Source organism: Bradyrhizobium sp. CIAT3101 (assembly GCF_029714945.1).
Lineage (GTDB): Bacteria > Pseudomonadota > Alphaproteobacteria > Rhizobiales > Xanthobacteraceae > Bradyrhizobium.
The window spans coordinates 2,020,858-2,037,464 of the sequence record NZ_CP121634.1 but is presented as its reverse complement, the minus strand read 5'-3'; the positions used below and the strand labels follow the sequence as shown (position 1 = coordinate 2,037,464).

Here is a 16,607-nt window from a genome sequence, read left to right as displayed (position 1 = left end):
GCGGGCGCCCGCGTGTCTGCATTGCTCTCGGGAGCAAAGATCGCGGGCCCAAAACGTCTCTCAGTTCAGGCCACGGGCCCCCGCGAGCAGCCGCAGCACGATTCCGAACAATTCATTCTGCGCGGAAATGCCGAGCCGCTCATAGGCGCGCTTGCGGTAAGTCAGGGTCGAATGCAGGCTGATGCCGAGTCCTTTCGAGATCGCCTCGGAGCTGAAGCCGAGCAGGATGCGCCGGCAGACGTCCTGCTCGCGCGGCGTCAGCAACGACAGTGGCGCGCGCGTCGCAAACAGCGCGGCGAGATCCTGGTCGGGCGTCGCAGTCGCGGCCTGCTGGAAATGGCGCGCGACGCTGGCGCCGATCGCCGGCGCGATCGCCTGCAGCCGCGCACGCTGGACATCGGTGAAACGGCCCTGGGTCGTGATGCGGTAGAAATTGACGTAGAAGCAGGTATCATCGACCCAGATCGCGGTGGCGCATTTGTCGACAATGTTGGAGTCGTTGAAGAAGATCTTGCGGTAGCGCGCGCCATACATGCGCGGCGCGAAGGACGGCAGCACGATCGGCGCACTGCCCTCGCCTTCGAACAACGCATCGCGATTGGGATCGGATTCGTGGAACTGCCCGGCATAGGCCGCGCCGAGATCGCCGCCGGTCGGGATGTTGCCGACATCGAGCAGACAGCTCGCAGCGCCTGCGCGTGTCAGTGCAAACACCATGCAATGGCCGACCCCGGCCTGCCGGCGCAGCGTGTCGATGAGGATGTTCGGGAAGTCAGCGCGGCCGATGGCGAGCACCGCCGGCGTGACGTCGCCGGCCGCTGGAGTTGGGGGCGCCGCGTGGATGCGCATCGTCTTCTCCCTGATCACTTTCTTCGCAGGATCTGGTCCATCTTCTTGCCCCGGGCCAGTTCGTCGATCAACTTGTCCAGATAGCGGATCTCCCGCATCGTTGGTTCTTCGATCTCCTCCACCCGAACCCCACACACCACGCCTTTGATCAGGGCGCGCGAGGGATTGATCTCAGGGGCCTCTGCGAAGAAGGTTTCAAAGTCCGTCTTTCTTTCAAGTTGGACTTGCAGCTCCTTATGACCATAGCCGGTCAACCATGAGATGATCTGATCGACCTCGGCCTTCGAACGCCCCTTCTTCTCCGCCTTCGCGACGTAAAGCGGATACACGCTTGCGAAGCTCGTCGTGTAGATCCGGTGTTTTGCCACAAGCGTTCCCCTACCCCGCCGCTGCCTTCGCCGGCGCCACGTTGATGGCGAGCTTGCCGTAGCGGTCCGTAAACGCCTCGGTATCGATCTCTTCCAGCTTGATCTCGCCGCTCATCACGCTCCTCTTCCAGGCGGCCTGCGCCGGGTCGTTCTGGAATTCGGGCATCACCTCGCGGCCGAACAGTTCGAGGGATTCGCAGATGTGCTCGTGGCTGTTCTTGCCCGCTTGATTCAGCAGAATGACCTGGTCGATATGCGACGACTGAAAGCGCTTGAGCTTCTTGCGGATCGTCTCGGGCGAGCCGATCAGGCCGCCGCGCAGGGCCGCCTCCTGTGCTTCCGGATTGTCGCGCTTCCACTTGTTGTACTCGTCCCACATGTTGACCGTGTAGGGCGCGGGGCGCTGGCGGTTCTGCGAGGCGCCGTAGAAGCGCAGCGCGAACTGGAAGAAGGTGGCGCCGTCGGCGCGCGCACGGGCCTCTTCATCGGTCTTGGCGCACATGAAGAACGACACCAGCGCCATGTTCGGATTGATCTCGTAGTCGGCGAGCTTGGAGAGCCGCTTCGTCATGGCGTTGTAGTAGGCGTGCACCCAGGCATGCGCGGCGTCGGCACTGACGAACTGGAAGCCGAGCGCGCCAAAGCCGTGGCGACCGGCACGCTCGATGGTCGGCAGCTGCGAGCAGGCCATCCACAGCGGCGGATGCGGCTTCTGCACCGGCTTCGGCACGACATTCCGCAAGGGGATGTCGAAATACTTGCCGTGGTGCTCGGCGCCTGCGTCCTTGAACATCGGGAAGATCGCAGCGACGGCCTCCTCGAAGACCTCCTTCTTGGTCTCCATGTCGCGGCCGAACGGCGTCAGCTCGGTGATCGAGGCGCTCTCGCCCATGCCGAATTCGCAGCGGCCGTTGGACAAGAGGTCGAGCACCGCAACGCGCTCGGCGACGCGCGCAGGATGATTGGTGGTGAGCTGGAGGATGCCGTGGCCGAGCCGGATGTTCTTGGTGCGCTGGCTCGCGGCGGCGAGGAACGATTCGGGCGACGGCGAGTGCGAATATTCTTCAAGGAAGTGATGCTCGACGACCCAGGCGTGGTCGTAGCCGAGACGGTCGGCGAGTTCCATCTGCGAGAGCGCGTTCTGGTAAAGGGCGAGCTCGTCGCCGGCCACCCAGGGCCGCGGCAGTTGCAGCTCGTAGAAGATGCCGAACTTCATGACGCCGTCTCTCCCAAGTTTTCTTGCCCGCTTATTTTTGTTGCGGGCATCTTAATGCGTGAGGCGGCGCTGTCTACGCAGTCGCAATTCCGCCGCGCGGGACACAGTCGGTGTCCAGCCGGTTCAGCGCCTCGCGGCGGAATTCGGTCGGGGTGACGCCGGTCTCGGCCTTGAAGGCGCGATTGAAGGGTCCGATCGACTGGAAACCCGAATCCATCGCGATGGTCAGTACAGGCACCTCTCGTTGCGCCGCGTCTGATAGCGCCAGCCTGGCATCCTCGATGCGGTAGCGATTGAGGAACGCATTGAAGTTGCGATAGCCCAGTCCTTCGTTGATGGCCCGGCGCAGCCGATGCTCGGGGACATCGAGCCGCGCCGCCAGCGCGCCGATCGCAAGACCTTCCTGCCGGTAGGCTCGTTCCACGGTCATCAAATGGTCGAGACGCCGCAACAGGATCGGGTCGACAGCGACCGCGGGATCGATGGCGCCGCGGGGATCGATGACGACCCTGGGATCGATGACGACCCGGGGATCGATGACGACCTGGGGATCCACGGCGCCCCGCTCCGCGGCGGCGCGGTCGGCGACCCGCGCCGGCCTTCCCGCCTCGCCGGATGCGATCGCGGCCGTGGCGTCGCTGACCGCCGCCACCGGCGGACTGAGCACGCCCAGGGCCGCGAGCGTTGCCATCACGAACATGCTGAGCGCGGTCGGCAGGCTGCCGGACGCGCCGGGGACTCCCACGGGAATATCAGACAAGGCCGCAACGGCGACGAGTCCGATGGTCACGACATTGATGGCGAGCACCGCCAGCCGCAGCCGGCGCCTGCGCATCACCAGATCCACGCGCCATGTCTTGACCGTCTGGATCGCGGCGGCCAGCGCGAGCCCGAGGACGACCAACGACAGGACCTTGCCGCCGCCCCTGGCCAAAGCGGGCCATTGCGGCCAACTGAGCGACACTGCAAATCCGAGGGCCACGACGGCCAGCCACAGGCCACCATGCCATCGCCTCAGAATGAAATCGTCATCGAACGCCGCACGCGCCCATAACCAGAAAAGGGCGGGGAGCGAGGACACGATGGGCATCGTCCACCACCAGGATGCCTTGGGAAAGGACGGCGCGGTCACGATCGCATAGAACATGCCTCCCGCGCACATGGCGATGCCAAGGAAGCTGTTCTGATTGGCGGCACGGCGCTGCAGCGCCACCAGGACGATCAACAGGAACACGCCGCTGGCCGCGCCGCGAAACCCGAGGTCGATGGCCGTCAGCCCGCTCACGCTGATCATTCTCCGCTCACGGGCTCAACTCTCGCATCGCCTTCGCGCTTGCACAATCCAAACTTGCGCTTGCGGCCTTGGCGTTTTCCGGTTTGGCGGCTGCGACGATCGCAACTTGATCGGTTGATCCAGATCAACGCGTCAGCCGCCCTGTTGCATCTAAAGTGCACCAAGGCAACGGCCCGGATGCCGTCCCGATTCCCCAGACCATTTCAGAGAGACCGAATATGTCGGCCCCTGACGACACGATGTCGCGCGTGCGCCGTAAGCGCATGGAGATCTTTGCGTTCCTGTTCCTGACCGCGGTCGTGATGCCCGTCCTCGCGGTCGGAACGGTCGGCTCTTACGGGCTCGGCGTCTGGATCTACCAGATGTTCGCCGGCCCTCCCGGCCCACCCTCCTCACCGCATTGATCTCGACAAGCGAAAGACAGGCATCATGGCCCACACCACTCTCAACCGCCGTGCATTGATCACCGGCCGGGTGCTCAGCACCGAGCGCGTCATCCCCCCGCCGGGCTGCGAGATCGCCAGCATCATCGTGCAGGCGCGCCCCGAGCGCCTCGCCGCGCTGGAGGCCGAGATCGCCGCGATTCCGGGCTGCGAAATCCATGGCCGCGACGCGCGCGGAAAACTCGTCGTCGTGACCGAAGCGCCGGACGCCGGCAGCCTCGGCACCATCCTCAACACCATCCAGTCGCTGGGAGACGTGTATTCCGCAGCGCTGGTCTTTCACGCCATCGAAACGACCTGACGGCAGGGAGAGCCATCATGACATCGCCAAAGCTCGACCGCCGCCAGATGCTGAAGCTCGAGGCCGCCGCCATCGCGGCCGCCGCAGCCGGAATGCCGGCACCTGCGCTCGCCGCCAATCTCGTCGCCGAGCGCGACGCATCCGAACTGAAATGGGACAAGGCCGCCTGCCGCTTCTGCGGCACCGGCTGCTCGGTGATGGTCGCGACCAAGGACAACCGGGTCGTCGCCACCCACGGCGACATCAAGGCCGAGGTCAATCGCGGCCTGAACTGCGTCAAGGGCTACTTCCTCTCCAAGATCATGTATGGCCATGACCGCCTCACCCAGCCGATGTTGCGCAAGACGGGCGGCAAATACGACAAGAACGGCGACTTCACGCCGGTGTCGTGGACCGAAGCCTTCGACATCATGGAATTGAAGTGGAAGGAGGCCTTCAAGAAGCGCGGCCCGAACGGCGTCGCCATGTTCGGCTCCGGCCAGTGGACGATCTGGGAAGGCTATGCGGCGTCAAAGCTGTTCAAGGCCGGCTTCCGCACCAACAATATCGATCCCAATGCACGCCACTGCATGGCCTCGGCCGTCGCCGGCATGATGCGCACCTTCGGCATCGACGAACCGGCCGGCTGCTATGACGACATCGAGGCCACCGATGCCTTCGTGCTGTGGGGCTCCAACATGGCGGAGATGCACCCCATCCTGTGGACGCGCCTGGCCGACCGCCGGCTCTCCGCACCGCATGTCCGCGTCGCCGTGCTCTCGACCTTCGAGCACCGCTCGTTCGACCTCGCCGACATCGGCATGGTGTTCAAGCCGCAGACCGATCTCTACATCCTCAACGCCATCGCCAACCACATCATCACAACCGGACGCGTCAACAAGGACTTTGTCGCCGCGCATACCATCTTCCGGCGCGGCCAGACCGATATCGGCTACGGCCTGCGGCCCGAGCATCCGCTGCAGAAGAAGGCGACGGGCGCGGCGAAGGCGAACGACTCCACCGACATGAGCTATGACGAATACGTCAAGTTCGTCTCGGACTACACGCTGGAGAAGGCGGCGCAGATGTCCGGCGTGCCGCTCAATCGGCTGGAGGCGCTGGCCGAGCTCTATGCCGATCCGAAGACGAAAGTGGTCTCGTTCTGGACCATGGGCTTCAACCAGCACACCCGCGGCGTCTGGTGCAACAACCTCGTCTATAACATCCATCTCCTGACCGGAAAGATCTCCTCGCCCGGCAACAGCCCGTTCTCGCTGACCGGCCAGCCCTCGGCGTGCGGCACCGCGCGCGAGGTCGGCACCTTCTCTCACCGCCTGCCCGCCGACATGGTCGTGACCAACAAGGAGCATCGCGACAAGGCGGAGCATCTCTGGCTGCTGCCCGAAGGCACCATTCCCGACAAGAACGGCGCCCACGCCGTGCTGCAAAGCCGGATGCTGAAGGACGGCCTGATCAACGCCTATTGGGTGCAGGTCAACAACAATTTGCAGGCCGGCCCGAACGCCAACGAGGAAACCTATCCGGGCTTCCGCAATCCCGACAATTTCATCGTGGTCTCGGACGCCTATCCGTCTGTGACGGCGCTGGCCGCCGACCTGATCCTGCCGACCGCGATGTGGGTGGAGAAGGAAGGCGCCTACGGCAATGCCGAGCGGCGCACGCAGTTCTGGCACCAGCTCGTGCAGGCGCCGGGCGAAGCCAAGTCCGATCTGTGGCAGCTCATGGAGTTTTCAAAACGATTCAAGATCGAGGAAGTCTGGCCGGAGGAGCTGATCGCCAAGAAACCGGAGGTTCGCGGCAAGACGCTGTTCGACGTGCTCTACAAGAACGGCCAGGTCGACAAGTTTCCTGTTACGGAGATCGAGGAAGGTTACGCCAACGAGGAATCCAATGCGTTCGGCTTCTACGTGCAGAAGGGCCTGTTCGAGGAATACGCCTCGTTCGGCCGCGGCCATGGCCACGACCTCGCGCCGTTCGAAAGCTATCACAAGGAGCGCGGCCTGCGCTGGCCGGTGGTGAACGGCCAGGAAACGCGCTGGCGTTTCCGCGAGGGCAGCGATCCCTACGTCAAGCAGGGCACCGACGTGCAGTTCTACGGCTACCCCGACGGCAGGGCGCGCATCTTCGCCCTGCCCTACGAGCCGCCGGCGGAATCGCCCGACAATGAATACCCGTTCTGGCTCTCGACCGGCCGCGTGCTGGAGCACTGGCATTCCGGCACCATGACGCGCCGCGTGCCCGAGCTCTACAAGGCATTCCCCGAAGCCGTCTGCTTCATGCATCCGGACGACGCCGCGGAGGCAAAGCTTCGCCGCGGCGACGAGGTGAAGGTGGTCTCGCGCCGCGGCTTCATCCGCGCCCGCGTCGAGACCCGCGGCCGCGACCGGCCGCCGAAGGGACTCGTGTTCGTGCCGTGGTTCGACGAGTCCAAGCTGATCAACAAGGTGACGCTCGACGCCACCGATCCGATCTCGTTGCAGACCGACTACAAGAAATGCGCCGTGCGCATCGAGCGGGTGAACGTGTCATGATGAAACGCCTCGGCATAGCCCTGCTCGCCTGCGCGATCGCCGCCGGCGCAAGCTCGCTGACCGCGCAGACGGTGAATTCGGGCCTGCGCGGCCCGACGCCCCTCAACGACGAAGGTCCGGCGCCGCCGATGCTGCCGAACCGCAATACGTCGGAGCGGGAGTCGCGCAACTATCCGGAGCAGCCGCCGGTGATCCCGCATACGATCGACGGCTACCAGATCGATCTCAACGGCAACAAATGCCTGTCCTGCCACGCGCGGGCGCGCACCGCGGAATCGCAGGCGCCGATGGTCTCGATCACGCACTTCATGGACCGCGACGGCCAGTTCCTGGCCTCGATCTCGCCGCGCCGCTTCTTCTGCACCGAATGCCACGTGCCGCAGAACACCGCGGTGCCGCCGGTGAGCAACGATTTTACGGACATCGATACCTTGCTGTCGCGCGCAAGCCCGGGTGGCCGGCGATGACGACGAGTGCCGATGAGCCAAAAGCCAAGCGCGGCTTCATCCTGCGTTGCTGGGATTTCGCGATCGAGCTGTGGGGCGTGCTGTCGCGGCCGAGCACGGTGTTCGCGCTCGGCACGCTGGTGCTGGCGGGCTTCGCCGCCGGCGTGATCTTCTGGGGCGGCTTCAACACCGCGCTGGAATTGACCAACACCGAGAAATTCTGCACCAGCTGTCACGAGATGAAGGACAACGTCTTCGCCGAGCTGAAATCGACCATCCACTTCACCAACCGCTCCGGCGTGCGCGCGACCTGCCCCGACTGCCACGTGCCGCACAACTGGACCGACAAGATCGCGCGCAAGATGCAGGCTTCGAAGGAAGTCTGGGGCAAGATCTTTGGCACGATCGACACCAGAGAAAAGTTTCTGGACCACCGGCTCGAGCTCGCCGCGCATGAATGGGCGCGGTTCAAGGCCAATGATTCCCTGGAATGCCGCAACTGCCACAGCGCCGATTCCATGGACATCACCAAGCAGTCGCCACGCGCCTCGGTGGCGCACCAGCGTTTCCTGTTCACCGGCGAAAAGACCTGCATCGACTGCCACAAGGGCATCGCCCACCATCTGCCCGACATGCGTGGCGTGCCGGGCTGGCAATAGGGCCGCGGGCGACCGGATTCACGCTGCTTGAACCCTTGGGGCGAATGGTTAGTTTTGGGGGGTGGCGAATCGCCTCGTTTCGCCCCTCCTCAAGACAGATATGACCAATTTCTCTCCGCATCAGGATGCCGCCCTCAAGGCCGTCGGCGATTGGCTGAAGGCCAAGCCCGGCCGCAACGGCACGCCGCCGATTTTCCGCCTGTTCGGCTTCGCCGGCACCGGCAAGACCACGCTGGCGCGGCATATCGCCGAGGGCGTCGACGGCGAGGTGAAGTTCGCCGCCTTCACCGGCAAGGCGGCCCTCGTCATGCGCAACAAGGGTTGCGACGAGGCCTCCACCATCCACTCGCTGATCTACCGCGCCCGCGAATCCGGCGAGGAGCAGCCGAGTTTCGAGCTGTGGGACGATGCGCCGGCCTCCAAGGCCAAGCTGATCGTGATCGACGAATGCTCGATGGTCGACGCCGAACTGGGCCGCGACCTGATGTCGTTCGATTGCCCGCTGCTGGTGCTCGGCGATCCCGCGCAGCTGCCGCCGATCCAGGGCGGCGGCTTCTTCACCAACACCGAGCCGGACGCGATGCTCACCGAGGTGCACCGCCAGGCCCAGGACGATCCGATCGTGCGGATGTCGATGGACGTGCGCGAGGGCCGCGAGCTCGACATCGGCCGCTACGGCGAGAGCGAGGTGGTGTCGCGCAAGGAGCTCGATCCCGATCGCGTCATGGGCGCCGACCAGGTGCTGGTCGGCCGCAACAACACGCGCCGCGCCTACAACATGCGGGTGCGTCAGCGCCAGAACATCGAAGACACCTTCCCGGTCGCCGGCGACAAGCTGGTCTGCCTGCGCAACAACCGCAAGAAGGGCCTGTTCAACGGCGGCCTGTGGCGCGTGAAATCACGCAACACCTCGCGCTCGAAGTCGCGCATCCTCTCTATGCGGCTGTCGCCCGACGAGGACTTTGGGCACAAGGTCACGAAGGTCTCCGTCCGCGCCGACTGCTTCGAAGGCGGCATCGAGCAGATCGCCTGGGAGCAGCGCAAACCCTATGACGAATTCGACTACGGCTACGTGCTGACCGTGCACAAGTCGCAGGGTTCGCAATGGGACGACGTCGTGCTGTTCGACGAGAGCTTTGCCTTTCAGGACAGCCGCGCAAGATGGCTGTACACGGGCATCACGCGCGCGGCGAAGCGGCTGAGCATCGTGGTTTGACGCCGAACCCCGCTCGCCGTCCCCGATCAAGCATCAAGGTTGCGGACCCGATAGTCCCGGCTCGCGCTCGGCCCGGAAAACATTGCTGTAGAGATTTGCGATCCATTGCCGGCCGCTCGAGGTGATGTTGAGATAGCGTATCGCGGCCTGGATCTGTGGAGCAACGTTGTTCCAGTAAAACTGCGGATATTTGTAGACGACGTCGGCAGGCGTTTCATAGCCGAGCTTCTTGTTCAGGCCGATTTCCTCGAACTCGTGGAACAGAGCGTTCGACTTCCTCAAATAGTTGGGATCGCCAAGCTGGCCGATCAGGTCGGCGGCGCGAAGCAACATACCCTCCTCTTCCATCAGACTGTCGTTTGAGGATTCCGAATAGGGAAAGCGCGTGAATTCTATGGCTCGGGCAATTCGGCCTGCCTCGATCTCTTCGACGTCGTCGAAGCGTTCCAGGACGAACAATTTCGAGCGGTCCACATGATAGGGAGCGAGCGCGGCGTCGGAGGCGCCCCGTGGAAGACTGATCATGCGGCCTTCCAGATCTGCGACATAGGAATCGTCGCTGTCGCCTTGAACGACTCCGCGCACATACCCGATGTCGTGGGTCAGGCACGCCAGGGTGAAATTCGCATAGTCGGCGACTGTCGTTGGCCGCAACAGCATTCGCCCCATCAGGATGTCGTGCCCGGCAAGGGTGACGAGCATCGAGTGCTCGATGTTGTGATACAGGGCGTCGCTGTTGCCGATGCACTCCAATGTGAGCCTGGCCGCAAAGGGAAGAACCTCGGCCAGACGGGCATGCGAAGAGCCAAATCGATCTCGTGTGTCCGAAGTCAAGAACGACGCGAGAGTCTGCGCGACCAGTTCTGGAATTGTGATCATCTGAACACCCATCTCAATGTGCGCTGCGGGGTCTGACGAGCTCCTTCGTGATCGCAAAATAGCACATCGCCGCTCGCTGAGTCGGGCGAATGTTCACATCCGTGCGGAAACTGACCTCAACGGCCGGCGGGTGAATTCCGTTTGGGGGCGGGAGGTTGCGCTCTTCCGTCGCACCTCACACGCAGCCGTCACTTCCCCGCCACGAAATAGAAATCTTCACGCCCCGGCGGCGAGCCGTACGAAAACGGCTGCTGCTCGTGCTTGGTGGCGGACCAGACATCGTCGCGGACGATGTCGAACAATTTCCGGATCTCGACCTTCGGCACCTTGATCTCGCGGGCGAGCGCGGTCGAGAACGGGCTGTCGGCGCCATTGTCGCCGTCGATCGCGGTCTCGCCGTGCTTGGCGGCGTAGACCACCATGAAGCCGGCGCCGGGCTCGATGTTGGAAAAGCCCTTGTCGACCAGTTTCAGCGACAGCGTGTGCTGCATGGTCGGCGCGAACGGATTGTCGCGGCAGGCATCCAAAATCACCAGGCGCACTTTTCGCGCGGCGCCGACGGCGGCGATCACCTGCTCCAGGGCGACGGCCTGGGTCTCGGCATCGCGGTCGACGGCGAGCTTGGCGTCAACGGGAACGAGGTAGTTCACCCCGCCGATCTCGAAGCCGTGGCCGGCGTAGTAGACCACCGCCCAATCGGCCTTTTCCGCCTCCTCGGCGAAAGTCTTGAGCGCGTCGAAGAACTTGTCGCGGGTGAGGTCGCTGACCGAGATCACGGTCTGGAAGCCGACATCCTTCAGCACGCTCGCGATCATCTTCGAATCGCGCGGCGGATTGGGCAGGGCGTGGACGTTCTTGTAGGCGCCGTTGCCGATCACCAGCGCAACGCGGCGGCCGCTGGGCGCGGCGCCCGGCGTCTGGGGCGTCAGTGCGGCGAGCCGCTCCTGCGCGATGGTGCGGGCGCGCGCGACGTCGAGCTCGTCGAACTTTGTCAGCGAATAGGCCGCCGAGCGATAGTCGGCGCGGGCCTGGCCGAGATCCTTTTTGCGCTCGTAGACCTGGCCGCGGCCGGAATGCGCGCGGATGTTGTTCGGGTTGATCTGGAGCGCCGCATTGTAGTCCTTCAGCGCGGCGTCGAGATCGCCCTTCATCATGCTGACATCGGCACGATTGTTGATCGCGCCCGTGTTCTTCGGTTGCTTTTCGATGATGCCGTTGCAATCGGCAAAGGCCTGGTCGAACTTGCCCATCAGGCCGTAGGTGATGCAGCGGTTGCTGGCGATCTGCGGCGCGGTCGGATCGATCTTCTCGGCCTCCGCGAAATCGGCGAGCGCACCGTCATAATCCTTCATCAACGTGCGCACGCGCGCACGATTGGTCCAGCCGAGGATGAATTTCGGCGTGTATTTGATCGACAGGCTGAAATCGTCGAGCGCGCTTTGCAGTGCGTTCCGGCGCAGCTGAATGACGCCGCGATTGTTGTAGGGAACGCCGTAGGTCGGCCGCTTCTGGAGCGCAAGATTGAAGTCCGCCATCGCAAGGTCGTCCTGGCCCGTGCGCTCGTAGGCGATGCCGCGCAAATTGAGGATGATGGCATTGTCGGGATCGAGATCGACGCCCATGGACAGGGTCTCGATCGCATGCAAATTGTCGCGCTTGTTGATCAAATTATTGCCGCGCACGGACAGCGCGACCGCCTTGTCCTTGCCGGTGACGCGATCGGCGTTGAGCAGGTTCTCGCAGGCCGTGGTCCGCGCCTGGGCGTCGGCCTGGCGGTCACGACAAATGGCGAGGTCGTCGCCGGCTTGCGGCTCGGCGGCGGCGGCGATCGCGACGCCGGAGACGAGGATGACTGATATCAGGGGGACGACGCGCAGCATGTTGTCAGATCAGCTCCAGCCACCACATTTCTAAGTCGATCAGCGATCGCGCCGGTTCATCTAGCCGGAGTTCCCCAGCCCGCCAAGCCGGCCCAGGGGCTGCGGCTTTTTTTCACGGACTCGTGTCTCTCTCCCCGTAACAATCGCCCGGTCCGTCCGTATCTCCGGTGTCTGAAAACGCCGGGCAGGCTGTTCGCCCGCCCTCAACCGCCCTAAACTGTCAGGCCTTCCGAAAGAGGATCCGCCATGCGCCGCTCCGTCCTGTCCCTGCTCGCCGCCACCACCGCCTTGACGCTGGCCTTTGCCGCACCGACCCGGGCCGCCGAAGACGGCGTCGTGATCCCCGCCCCCGCAATGGACGCGGCCCCCGCGAGCGGCATCCAGACCGCGGTGATCGCCGGCGGTTGCTTCTGGGGCGTGCAGGGCGTGTTCCAGCACACGGCCGGCGTCGTCAACGCCGTCTCCGGCTATGCCGGCGGCACCAAGGCGACCGCCGACTACCAGACCGTCTCGAGCGGCCGGACCGGCCACGCCGAGTCGGTTGAGATCAAGTTCGACCCGAAGAAGATCTCCTACGGCAAGATCCTCCAGATCTACTTCTCGGTGGCGCACGATCCGACCCAGCTCAACCGCCAGGGACCGGACAGCGGCACGCAATATCGCTCGGCGATCTTCACCACCTCCGACGAGCAGAAGAAGGTCGCGGAGGCCTATATCGCCCAGCTCGACAGCGCCAGGGTGTTCAGCAAGCCGATCGTGACCAAGGTCGGCGCGCTGGAGGCGTTCTATCCGGCCGAGGGCTATCACCAGGACTATCTGACGCTGCACCCGAACCAGCCCTACATCGCCTATAACGACATCCCGAAGGTCGAGAACCTGAAAAAACTGTTCGCGGATAACTACATTGAGAAGCCGACGCTGGTGAGCGCCAGCAAGGCCACCAACTGATCGCGAGATCATCGACAACAAGATCATCAGACAAACGGGAGACCCATGCCCGACACCAAGACGAAATCCACCGACGACAAGGTCATCAAGAGCGAAGAGCAGTGGCGAAGCGAATTGTCGCCGGTGCAGTACGCGGTGCTGCGAGAGAAGGCGACCGAGCGTCCCTTCTCCGGCGAATATGAGCACGACCACCGTGCCGGCACCTATGTCTGCGCCGGCTGCGGCAATGTGCTGTTCGAGTCCGACGCCAAGTTCGACTCCGGCTGCGGCTGGCCGAGCTTCACCGCGCCCGCGGTCGAGAACCATATCGACGAAGAGCGCGATACGACGCACGGCATGATCCGCACCGAGGTGCTCTGCTCCAAATGCAGCGGCCATCTCGGCCATGTCTTCCCGGACGGACCGGGGCCGACCGGCCTGCGCTACTGCATCAATTCGGCGGCGCTGAAGCTGGAGCCGAAATAAGATAGCACGCCGCCGGGTTCCCCGATGGAACCCGGCGGCGCGTTGTGCTTTTCTTGTCTGGCGGTGCAGCCGTTGAGCGTCATCCGGCGGCCGCCAGGGAGGACGCCATGTCACTCGGGACCATCCTGATCATCCTGGTGATCATCTATCTCTTGGGCGGCTGGTCCGGCCGGATCGGCGGTTACGGCTACGGCATGGGCCATTCCGGCATGGGGATCGGCGGTGTCGTTCTGGTGGTGCTGCTCGTCCTGCTGCTTCTTGGCAAGTTGTAAACCATACAAGCCACTGAAATTATTTAACTTTCTGCGGCTGCGGACCTGCCATGCATGGATTCATCATCTCCCATCGCAGGGGTCGCATTTCTGTCAAAACGGCCTATATTAGTGGACGAAAATGATGTGCGGCGGGCCCGCTTGATTGCGGCCTCCGCCCTCCCAAACCCCACGCGCTTAAAGCCCCAGACAAGATCACGAGGTCTTTGACCATGCGTCCACTGCGTCCGTTCAACTTCAACACCTCCGCCGAGCTCTTCCCCGCCGCCATCCGCAAGAAGAAGCGCGCGGGCTTTACCTATCGCCGGTTCGGCACCGCGGCCGAAGCCGTGCAGTTCGCGATGGAGCAGTTGCCGACGGATTCGCTGAATGGCGCGTATCTCCAGGTCGAGGAAGCCCGTTTCGACCAGAACGGCATCCGCTCGCTCTATGAGAGCGAGGCCTTCCCGCTGCCGCGCCACCGCAAGCCGGAACCGGTCGCCGAGACCGACGCCGACGCGGCGTAAATTCTTCTAAAGCCTCCGATGTGCGCGGAAAGCGCGACGGCCGAAAGGCTGTCGCGCTTTCGGCGTTTGGAGCGCGCTCCGTCTTCTCCCTCGCCCCGTTCTTACGGGGAGAGGGTTGGGGTGAGGGGCTCTTTCCGCATAGGCAGTGAGAATTGGACTCGCGGAGAGTCCCCCTCACCCGCCGCGCGCGGGACGATGCTCCGCATCGCCCGGAGCGCGTCGGCCTCTCCCCGCAAGCGGGGCGAGGCGAAGAAGCACCGCACTCGCTGCTAAATCCGCGGCTGCTTGTCGAGCCAGCGGCGCAACAGGCGCACGTTGCGCATGTTGGCGCGGAACATGACGTCGAAGGCGTCGCCCACGAACGGCACGATGCCGACCACGCCGTCGACCGCGACATTGCCGAGCATCCGCGCGGTGATGTACCAGGGCGCCCCCAGGGCGCGGGCCTCGCGCACCAGCCACAGCGAGATCGCGGTGGTGATGATGTCGCCGACAACGGGGATCAGGCCGATCAGCCCGTCGATGCCGTAGCGGATCTTGGTGCCCGGCAGGATGAAGGCGACATCGAGCAGCTTTGCGAGCGCCTCGAGCCGCGCGATGCGCTGCTCGCGCGTCAGATTGCCGAACGGGTTGCCAGCGAACTGACCTTCTTTGCCGAATTCGAAGCGAAACTCCTGAAACCCCTGCTCCAGGCTTTCGGGGCGGATCTCACGGCCGTCCTGATCGATGATCGGCCCGTGCGCCTCACGGTCCGAAAAACCGGCGCGCGACTGCGTCCCCGAGCGGGACCTGCGTGGCGTGAGAATGTCATCGTCGGGCATGGTCATGGCCATTGGAGGAACGCACGAGCGCTGCAGAGGTTGCTGCGCCGCGACCGAAGGTCGCGCGCTCAGCTCGCCGCCGCCGCCGGTTGCGGCTCCTCGATATAGTGATGCACGAACCAGGATGACAGCACCGCCGGCACGAAACCGACCAGGCCGTACAGGACGAACTGCACCGTGCCCGAATCCGACCCGCGCGAACCATAGGTGATCGCCGCCAGGATGAAGGCGAACAGGCCGACCAGCAGCATCCGCAGCACCGGGCCGATCCGCCTGACATGGATCAGGATGTCATCGACCGCGCCGATCATCAGCGACGGCAGGAAGCCGAACAGATAGCTGTATTGCAGCGTCTTGAAGAACACGACGAACAGCTTGCCGACCTCGCCGAGACTGGTCTGGGTCCAGTAGCCGGACTGGTAGGTCGTCGTCAGCAGCAGCAGGAAGCCGCCCACGAACGGACCGACCAGCGCAAACACCAGATAGCGTTTCATCAAGAACTCCTCATACGCAGAGGCATTTATAGCAGCGCGGCGGGAACCTTGGATAGCAGGACTGCGGGCGGTTTGGGGGGAACAAGTGGCAAGGCCGCGGGTTCAGACAGGACTTGAAATTCACCTGTCAGATCTGGAGCCGCCAATGTCTCGTAAACTGTTCTTGCTGGCGACGATCACGCTTGCGGCCGCCGGCGGCCTGTCGAACGCGCCCGCCTTTGCACAAGGCCATATGGGCACGCCGCAAGAGCAGAAGGCCTGCTCGCGCGACGCCTCGCGGCTGTGCCGCAAGGACCTCGGCAACGACGGTGCGGTACAGGGCTGCCTGCAGGCCAACCGCGCCAAGCTGTCGAAGTCGTGCAGCAAGGTGTTCGAGAGTCACGGCATGTGAGATCGCATCCGCATTTTGCGTGACGGTCTCGCAACATTTGCGAATTCCTTCGCGCCGCCCATTGCAGCTTCGTAACAATCGCGCATACTCGAATCGGGCGGCGCAGCACTTTTCGATTCGAACATCAAGAGATCGAGCGACCACATGCGGGATTGAGCTCCCGGCGTGAAGGCTGAGACATGCGGCAGATCAAGCCGCGTGCGGCGCCCCAAAACCAAGTGGTTCAAACCGCGGAACTCGGGGACGCATTCTTCATGACACGCTACCAAACCATCGCTTCGCTATTCGCCTTCGCCGTCACGGCCTTCACCCTCCAGACATCACCCGCCCTCGCCTTCTCGTCCGAAGCGCAGCAGATGTGCTCGGGCGATGCGATGCGGCTGTGCTCCAGTGAAATCCCAGACATCCCGCGCATCAGGGCCTGCATGGTGCAGAAGAAGGCGCAGGTCAGCCCCGGCTGCCGCGCCGTGATGGATCGCGAAGCGGCCGCAGCAGCATCCCGCAAGCGGGAAGCGGCCGCGCAGTAAGCGGCTTGGCAAATCTTCGATTGACCGCGCTGCCAGTTGGAGGGTTCGGTTCACCTCTCCCGTAGGGAGAGGTCGGAGCGTCGCAGATGCGATCCTGGTGA

20 protein-coding genes are annotated in these 16,607 nt (G+C 63.9%); 12 read left to right on the top strand and 8 right to left on the bottom strand.

Annotation, left to right across the window (positions count from 1 at the left end):
- Positions 1-60: 60 nt before the first annotated feature.
- The 4 genes from QA645_RS09480 to QA645_RS09465 form a co-directional block, all read right to left on the bottom strand.
- Positions 61-849 carry a helix-turn-helix transcriptional regulator gene (locus tag QA645_RS09480; RefSeq protein ID WP_283049797.1) on the bottom strand — a complete coding sequence of 263 codons (789 nt, stop codon included), beginning with the start codon at positions 847-849 and terminating at the stop codon, positions 61-63.
- 14 nt (positions 850-863) lie between these two features.
- The gene (locus tag QA645_RS09475; protein ID WP_283049796.1) at positions 864-1,217 is read right to left on the bottom strand and encodes a DUF2200 domain-containing protein; all 354 of its coding nucleotides are present in this window, start codon (positions 1,215-1,217) and stop codon (positions 864-866) included.
- 10 nt (positions 1,218-1,227) lie between these two features.
- Positions 1,228-2,433 carry an LLM class flavin-dependent oxidoreductase gene (locus QA645_RS09470; RefSeq protein WP_283049795.1) on the bottom strand — a complete coding sequence of 402 codons (1,206 nt, stop codon included), beginning with the start codon at positions 2,431-2,433 and terminating at the stop codon, positions 1,228-1,230.
- 73 nt (positions 2,434-2,506) lie between these two features.
- Positions 2,507-3,727, bottom strand: a complete 1,221-nt coding sequence (locus QA645_RS09465; RefSeq protein ID WP_283049794.1) for a helix-turn-helix domain-containing protein — start codon at positions 3,725-3,727, stop codon at positions 2,507-2,509.
- 218 nt (positions 3,728-3,945) lie between these two features.
- Here QA645_RS09465 and napE point away from each other — a divergent pair, with 218 nt between their 5' ends.
- The 6 genes from napE (at position 3,946) to QA645_RS09435 (ending at position 9,323) form a co-directional block, all read left to right on the top strand.
- On the top strand, positions 3,946-4,131 hold the full coding sequence (gene napE / locus QA645_RS09460) for a periplasmic nitrate reductase, NapE protein (RefSeq protein WP_254133796.1): 186 nt from the start codon (positions 3,946-3,948) through the stop codon (positions 4,129-4,131).
- Positions 4,132-4,156: 25 nt separating this feature from the next.
- On the top strand, positions 4,157-4,471 hold the full coding sequence (locus QA645_RS09455; RefSeq protein WP_254133797.1) for a chaperone NapD: 315 nt from the start codon (positions 4,157-4,159) through the stop codon (positions 4,469-4,471).
- Positions 4,472-4,488: 17 nt separating this feature from the next.
- On the top strand, positions 4,489-7,002 hold the full coding sequence (gene napA, locus QA645_RS09450) for a nitrate reductase catalytic subunit NapA (protein WP_283049793.1): 2,514 nt from the start codon (positions 4,489-4,491) through the stop codon (positions 7,000-7,002).
- Positions 6,999-7,469 (top strand): nitrate reductase cytochrome c-type subunit, encoded by a 471-nt coding sequence (locus QA645_RS09445; RefSeq protein ID WP_254133799.1) that lies wholly within the window; start codon positions 6,999-7,001, stop codon positions 7,467-7,469. Before napA ends, QA645_RS09445 begins: the two co-directional genes overlap by 4 nt.
- Positions 7,466-8,107 (top strand): NapC/NirT family cytochrome c, encoded by a 642-nt coding sequence (locus QA645_RS09440; protein WP_283049792.1) that lies wholly within the window; start codon positions 7,466-7,468, stop codon positions 8,105-8,107. Before QA645_RS09445 ends, QA645_RS09440 begins: the two co-directional genes overlap by 4 nt.
- Before the next feature lie 100 nt (positions 8,108-8,207).
- On the top strand, positions 8,208-9,323 hold the full coding sequence (locus QA645_RS09435; protein WP_254133801.1) for an ATP-dependent RecD-like DNA helicase: 1,116 nt from the start codon (positions 8,208-8,210) through the stop codon (positions 9,321-9,323).
- 33 nt (positions 9,324-9,356) lie between these two features.
- On the opposite strand, the gene QA645_RS09430 is transcribed toward QA645_RS09435, so the two are convergent.
- Complete coding sequence (locus QA645_RS09430) at positions 9,357-10,202, bottom strand: metal-dependent phosphohydrolase (RefSeq protein WP_254133802.1); 846 nt, start codon at positions 10,200-10,202, stop codon at positions 9,357-9,359.
- 188 nt (positions 10,203-10,390) lie between these two features.
- Entirely contained in the window at positions 10,391-12,082 is a 1,692-nt protein-coding gene (locus QA645_RS09425) for a caspase family protein (RefSeq protein WP_283049791.1), read from the bottom strand.
- Positions 12,083-12,328: 246 nt separating this feature from the next.
- Between QA645_RS09425 and msrA the strand changes: the two genes are divergently transcribed.
- From msrA to QA645_RS09405, 4 genes are all read left to right on the top strand, one after another.
- Positions 12,329-13,030, top strand: coding sequence for a peptide-methionine (S)-S-oxide reductase MsrA (msrA, locus tag QA645_RS09420; protein WP_283049790.1), 702 nt, complete (start codon positions 12,329-12,331; stop codon positions 13,028-13,030).
- Positions 13,031-13,075: 45 nt separating this feature from the next.
- The gene (gene msrB, locus QA645_RS09415) at positions 13,076-13,495 is read left to right on the top strand and encodes a peptide-methionine (R)-S-oxide reductase MsrB (RefSeq protein WP_283049789.1); all 420 of its coding nucleotides are present in this window, start codon (positions 13,076-13,078) and stop codon (positions 13,493-13,495) included.
- Between the two features lie 107 nt (positions 13,496-13,602).
- Positions 13,603-13,767: a DUF3309 family protein gene (locus QA645_RS09410; protein ID WP_187436663.1), complete on the top strand. Its 165-nt coding sequence runs from the start codon at positions 13,603-13,605 to the stop codon at positions 13,765-13,767.
- A gap of 212 nt (positions 13,768-13,979) precedes the next feature.
- Entirely contained in the window at positions 13,980-14,273 is a 294-nt protein-coding gene (locus tag QA645_RS09405) for a hypothetical protein (RefSeq protein WP_027532521.1), read from the top strand.
- Between the two features lie 269 nt (positions 14,274-14,542).
- Here QA645_RS09405 and QA645_RS09400 read toward each other — a convergent pair whose 3' ends face one another.
- Together QA645_RS09400 and QA645_RS09395 are read right to left on the bottom strand one after the other, a co-directional pair.
- On the bottom strand, positions 14,543-15,100 hold the full coding sequence (locus QA645_RS09400; RefSeq protein WP_254135519.1) for a DUF4112 domain-containing protein: 558 nt from the start codon (positions 15,098-15,100) through the stop codon (positions 14,543-14,545).
- A 62-nt stretch (positions 15,101-15,162) separates the two neighbouring features.
- The gene (locus tag QA645_RS09395; RefSeq protein WP_283049788.1) at positions 15,163-15,588 is read right to left on the bottom strand and encodes a DUF5413 family protein; all 426 of its coding nucleotides are present in this window, start codon (positions 15,586-15,588) and stop codon (positions 15,163-15,165) included.
- A 145-nt stretch (positions 15,589-15,733) separates the two neighbouring features.
- Here QA645_RS09395 and QA645_RS09390 point away from each other — a divergent pair, with 145 nt between their 5' ends.
- Both QA645_RS09390 and QA645_RS09385 read left to right on the top strand, forming a co-directional pair.
- Positions 15,734-15,979, top strand: a complete 246-nt coding sequence (locus QA645_RS09390) for a hypothetical protein (protein ID WP_254133807.1) — start codon at positions 15,734-15,736, stop codon at positions 15,977-15,979.
- A 179-nt stretch (positions 15,980-16,158) separates the two neighbouring features.
- Positions 16,159-16,506, top strand: coding sequence for a hypothetical protein (locus QA645_RS09385; RefSeq protein WP_283049786.1), 348 nt, complete (start codon positions 16,159-16,161; stop codon positions 16,504-16,506).
- Positions 16,507-16,607 lie beyond the last annotated feature (101 nt).

Coding starts and splice junctions, on each gene's coding strand:
- QA645_RS09480 (WP_283049797.1), bottom strand. CDS start 849: ATGCGCATCCACGCGGCGCCCCCAACTCCAGCGGCCGGCGACGTCACG.
- QA645_RS09470 (WP_283049795.1), bottom strand. CDS start 2,433: ATGAAGTTCGGCATCTTCTACGAGCTGCAACTGCCGCGGCCCTGGGTG.
- QA645_RS09465 (WP_283049794.1), bottom strand. CDS start 3,727: ATGATCAGCGTGAGCGGGCTGACGGCCATCGACCTCGGGTTTCGCGGC.
- napE (WP_254133796.1), top strand. CDS start 3,946: ATGTCGGCCCCTGACGACACGATGTCGCGCGTGCGCCGTAAGCGCATG.
- QA645_RS09455 (WP_254133797.1), top strand. CDS start 4,157: ATGGCCCACACCACTCTCAACCGCCGTGCATTGATCACCGGCCGGGTG.
- napA (WP_283049793.1), top strand. CDS start 4,489: ATGACATCGCCAAAGCTCGACCGCCGCCAGATGCTGAAGCTCGAGGCC.
- QA645_RS09445 (WP_254133799.1), top strand. CDS start 6,999: ATGATGAAACGCCTCGGCATAGCCCTGCTCGCCTGCGCGATCGCCGCC.
- QA645_RS09440 (WP_283049792.1), top strand. CDS start 7,466: ATGACGACGAGTGCCGATGAGCCAAAAGCCAAGCGCGGCTTCATCCTG.
- QA645_RS09435 (WP_254133801.1), top strand. CDS start 8,208: ATGACCAATTTCTCTCCGCATCAGGATGCCGCCCTCAAGGCCGTCGGC.
- QA645_RS09430 (WP_254133802.1), bottom strand. CDS start 10,202: ATGATCACAATTCCAGAACTGGTCGCGCAGACTCTCGCGTCGTTCTTG.
- QA645_RS09425 (WP_283049791.1), bottom strand. CDS start 12,082: ATGCTGCGCGTCGTCCCCCTGATATCAGTCATCCTCGTCTCCGGCGTC.
- msrA (WP_283049790.1), top strand. CDS start 12,329: ATGCGCCGCTCCGTCCTGTCCCTGCTCGCCGCCACCACCGCCTTGACG.
- msrB (WP_283049789.1), top strand. CDS start 13,076: ATGCCCGACACCAAGACGAAATCCACCGACGACAAGGTCATCAAGAGC.
- QA645_RS09410 (WP_187436663.1), top strand. CDS start 13,603: ATGTCACTCGGGACCATCCTGATCATCCTGGTGATCATCTATCTCTTG.
- QA645_RS09405 (WP_027532521.1), top strand. CDS start 13,980: ATGCGTCCACTGCGTCCGTTCAACTTCAACACCTCCGCCGAGCTCTTC.
- QA645_RS09400 (WP_254135519.1), bottom strand. CDS start 15,100: ATGACCATGCCCGACGATGACATTCTCACGCCACGCAGGTCCCGCTCG.
- QA645_RS09395 (WP_283049788.1), bottom strand. CDS start 15,588: ATGAAACGCTATCTGGTGTTTGCGCTGGTCGGTCCGTTCGTGGGCGGC.
- QA645_RS09390 (WP_254133807.1), top strand. CDS start 15,734: ATGTCTCGTAAACTGTTCTTGCTGGCGACGATCACGCTTGCGGCCGCC.
- QA645_RS09385 (WP_283049786.1), top strand. CDS start 16,159: ATGCGGCAGATCAAGCCGCGTGCGGCGCCCCAAAACCAAGTGGTTCAA.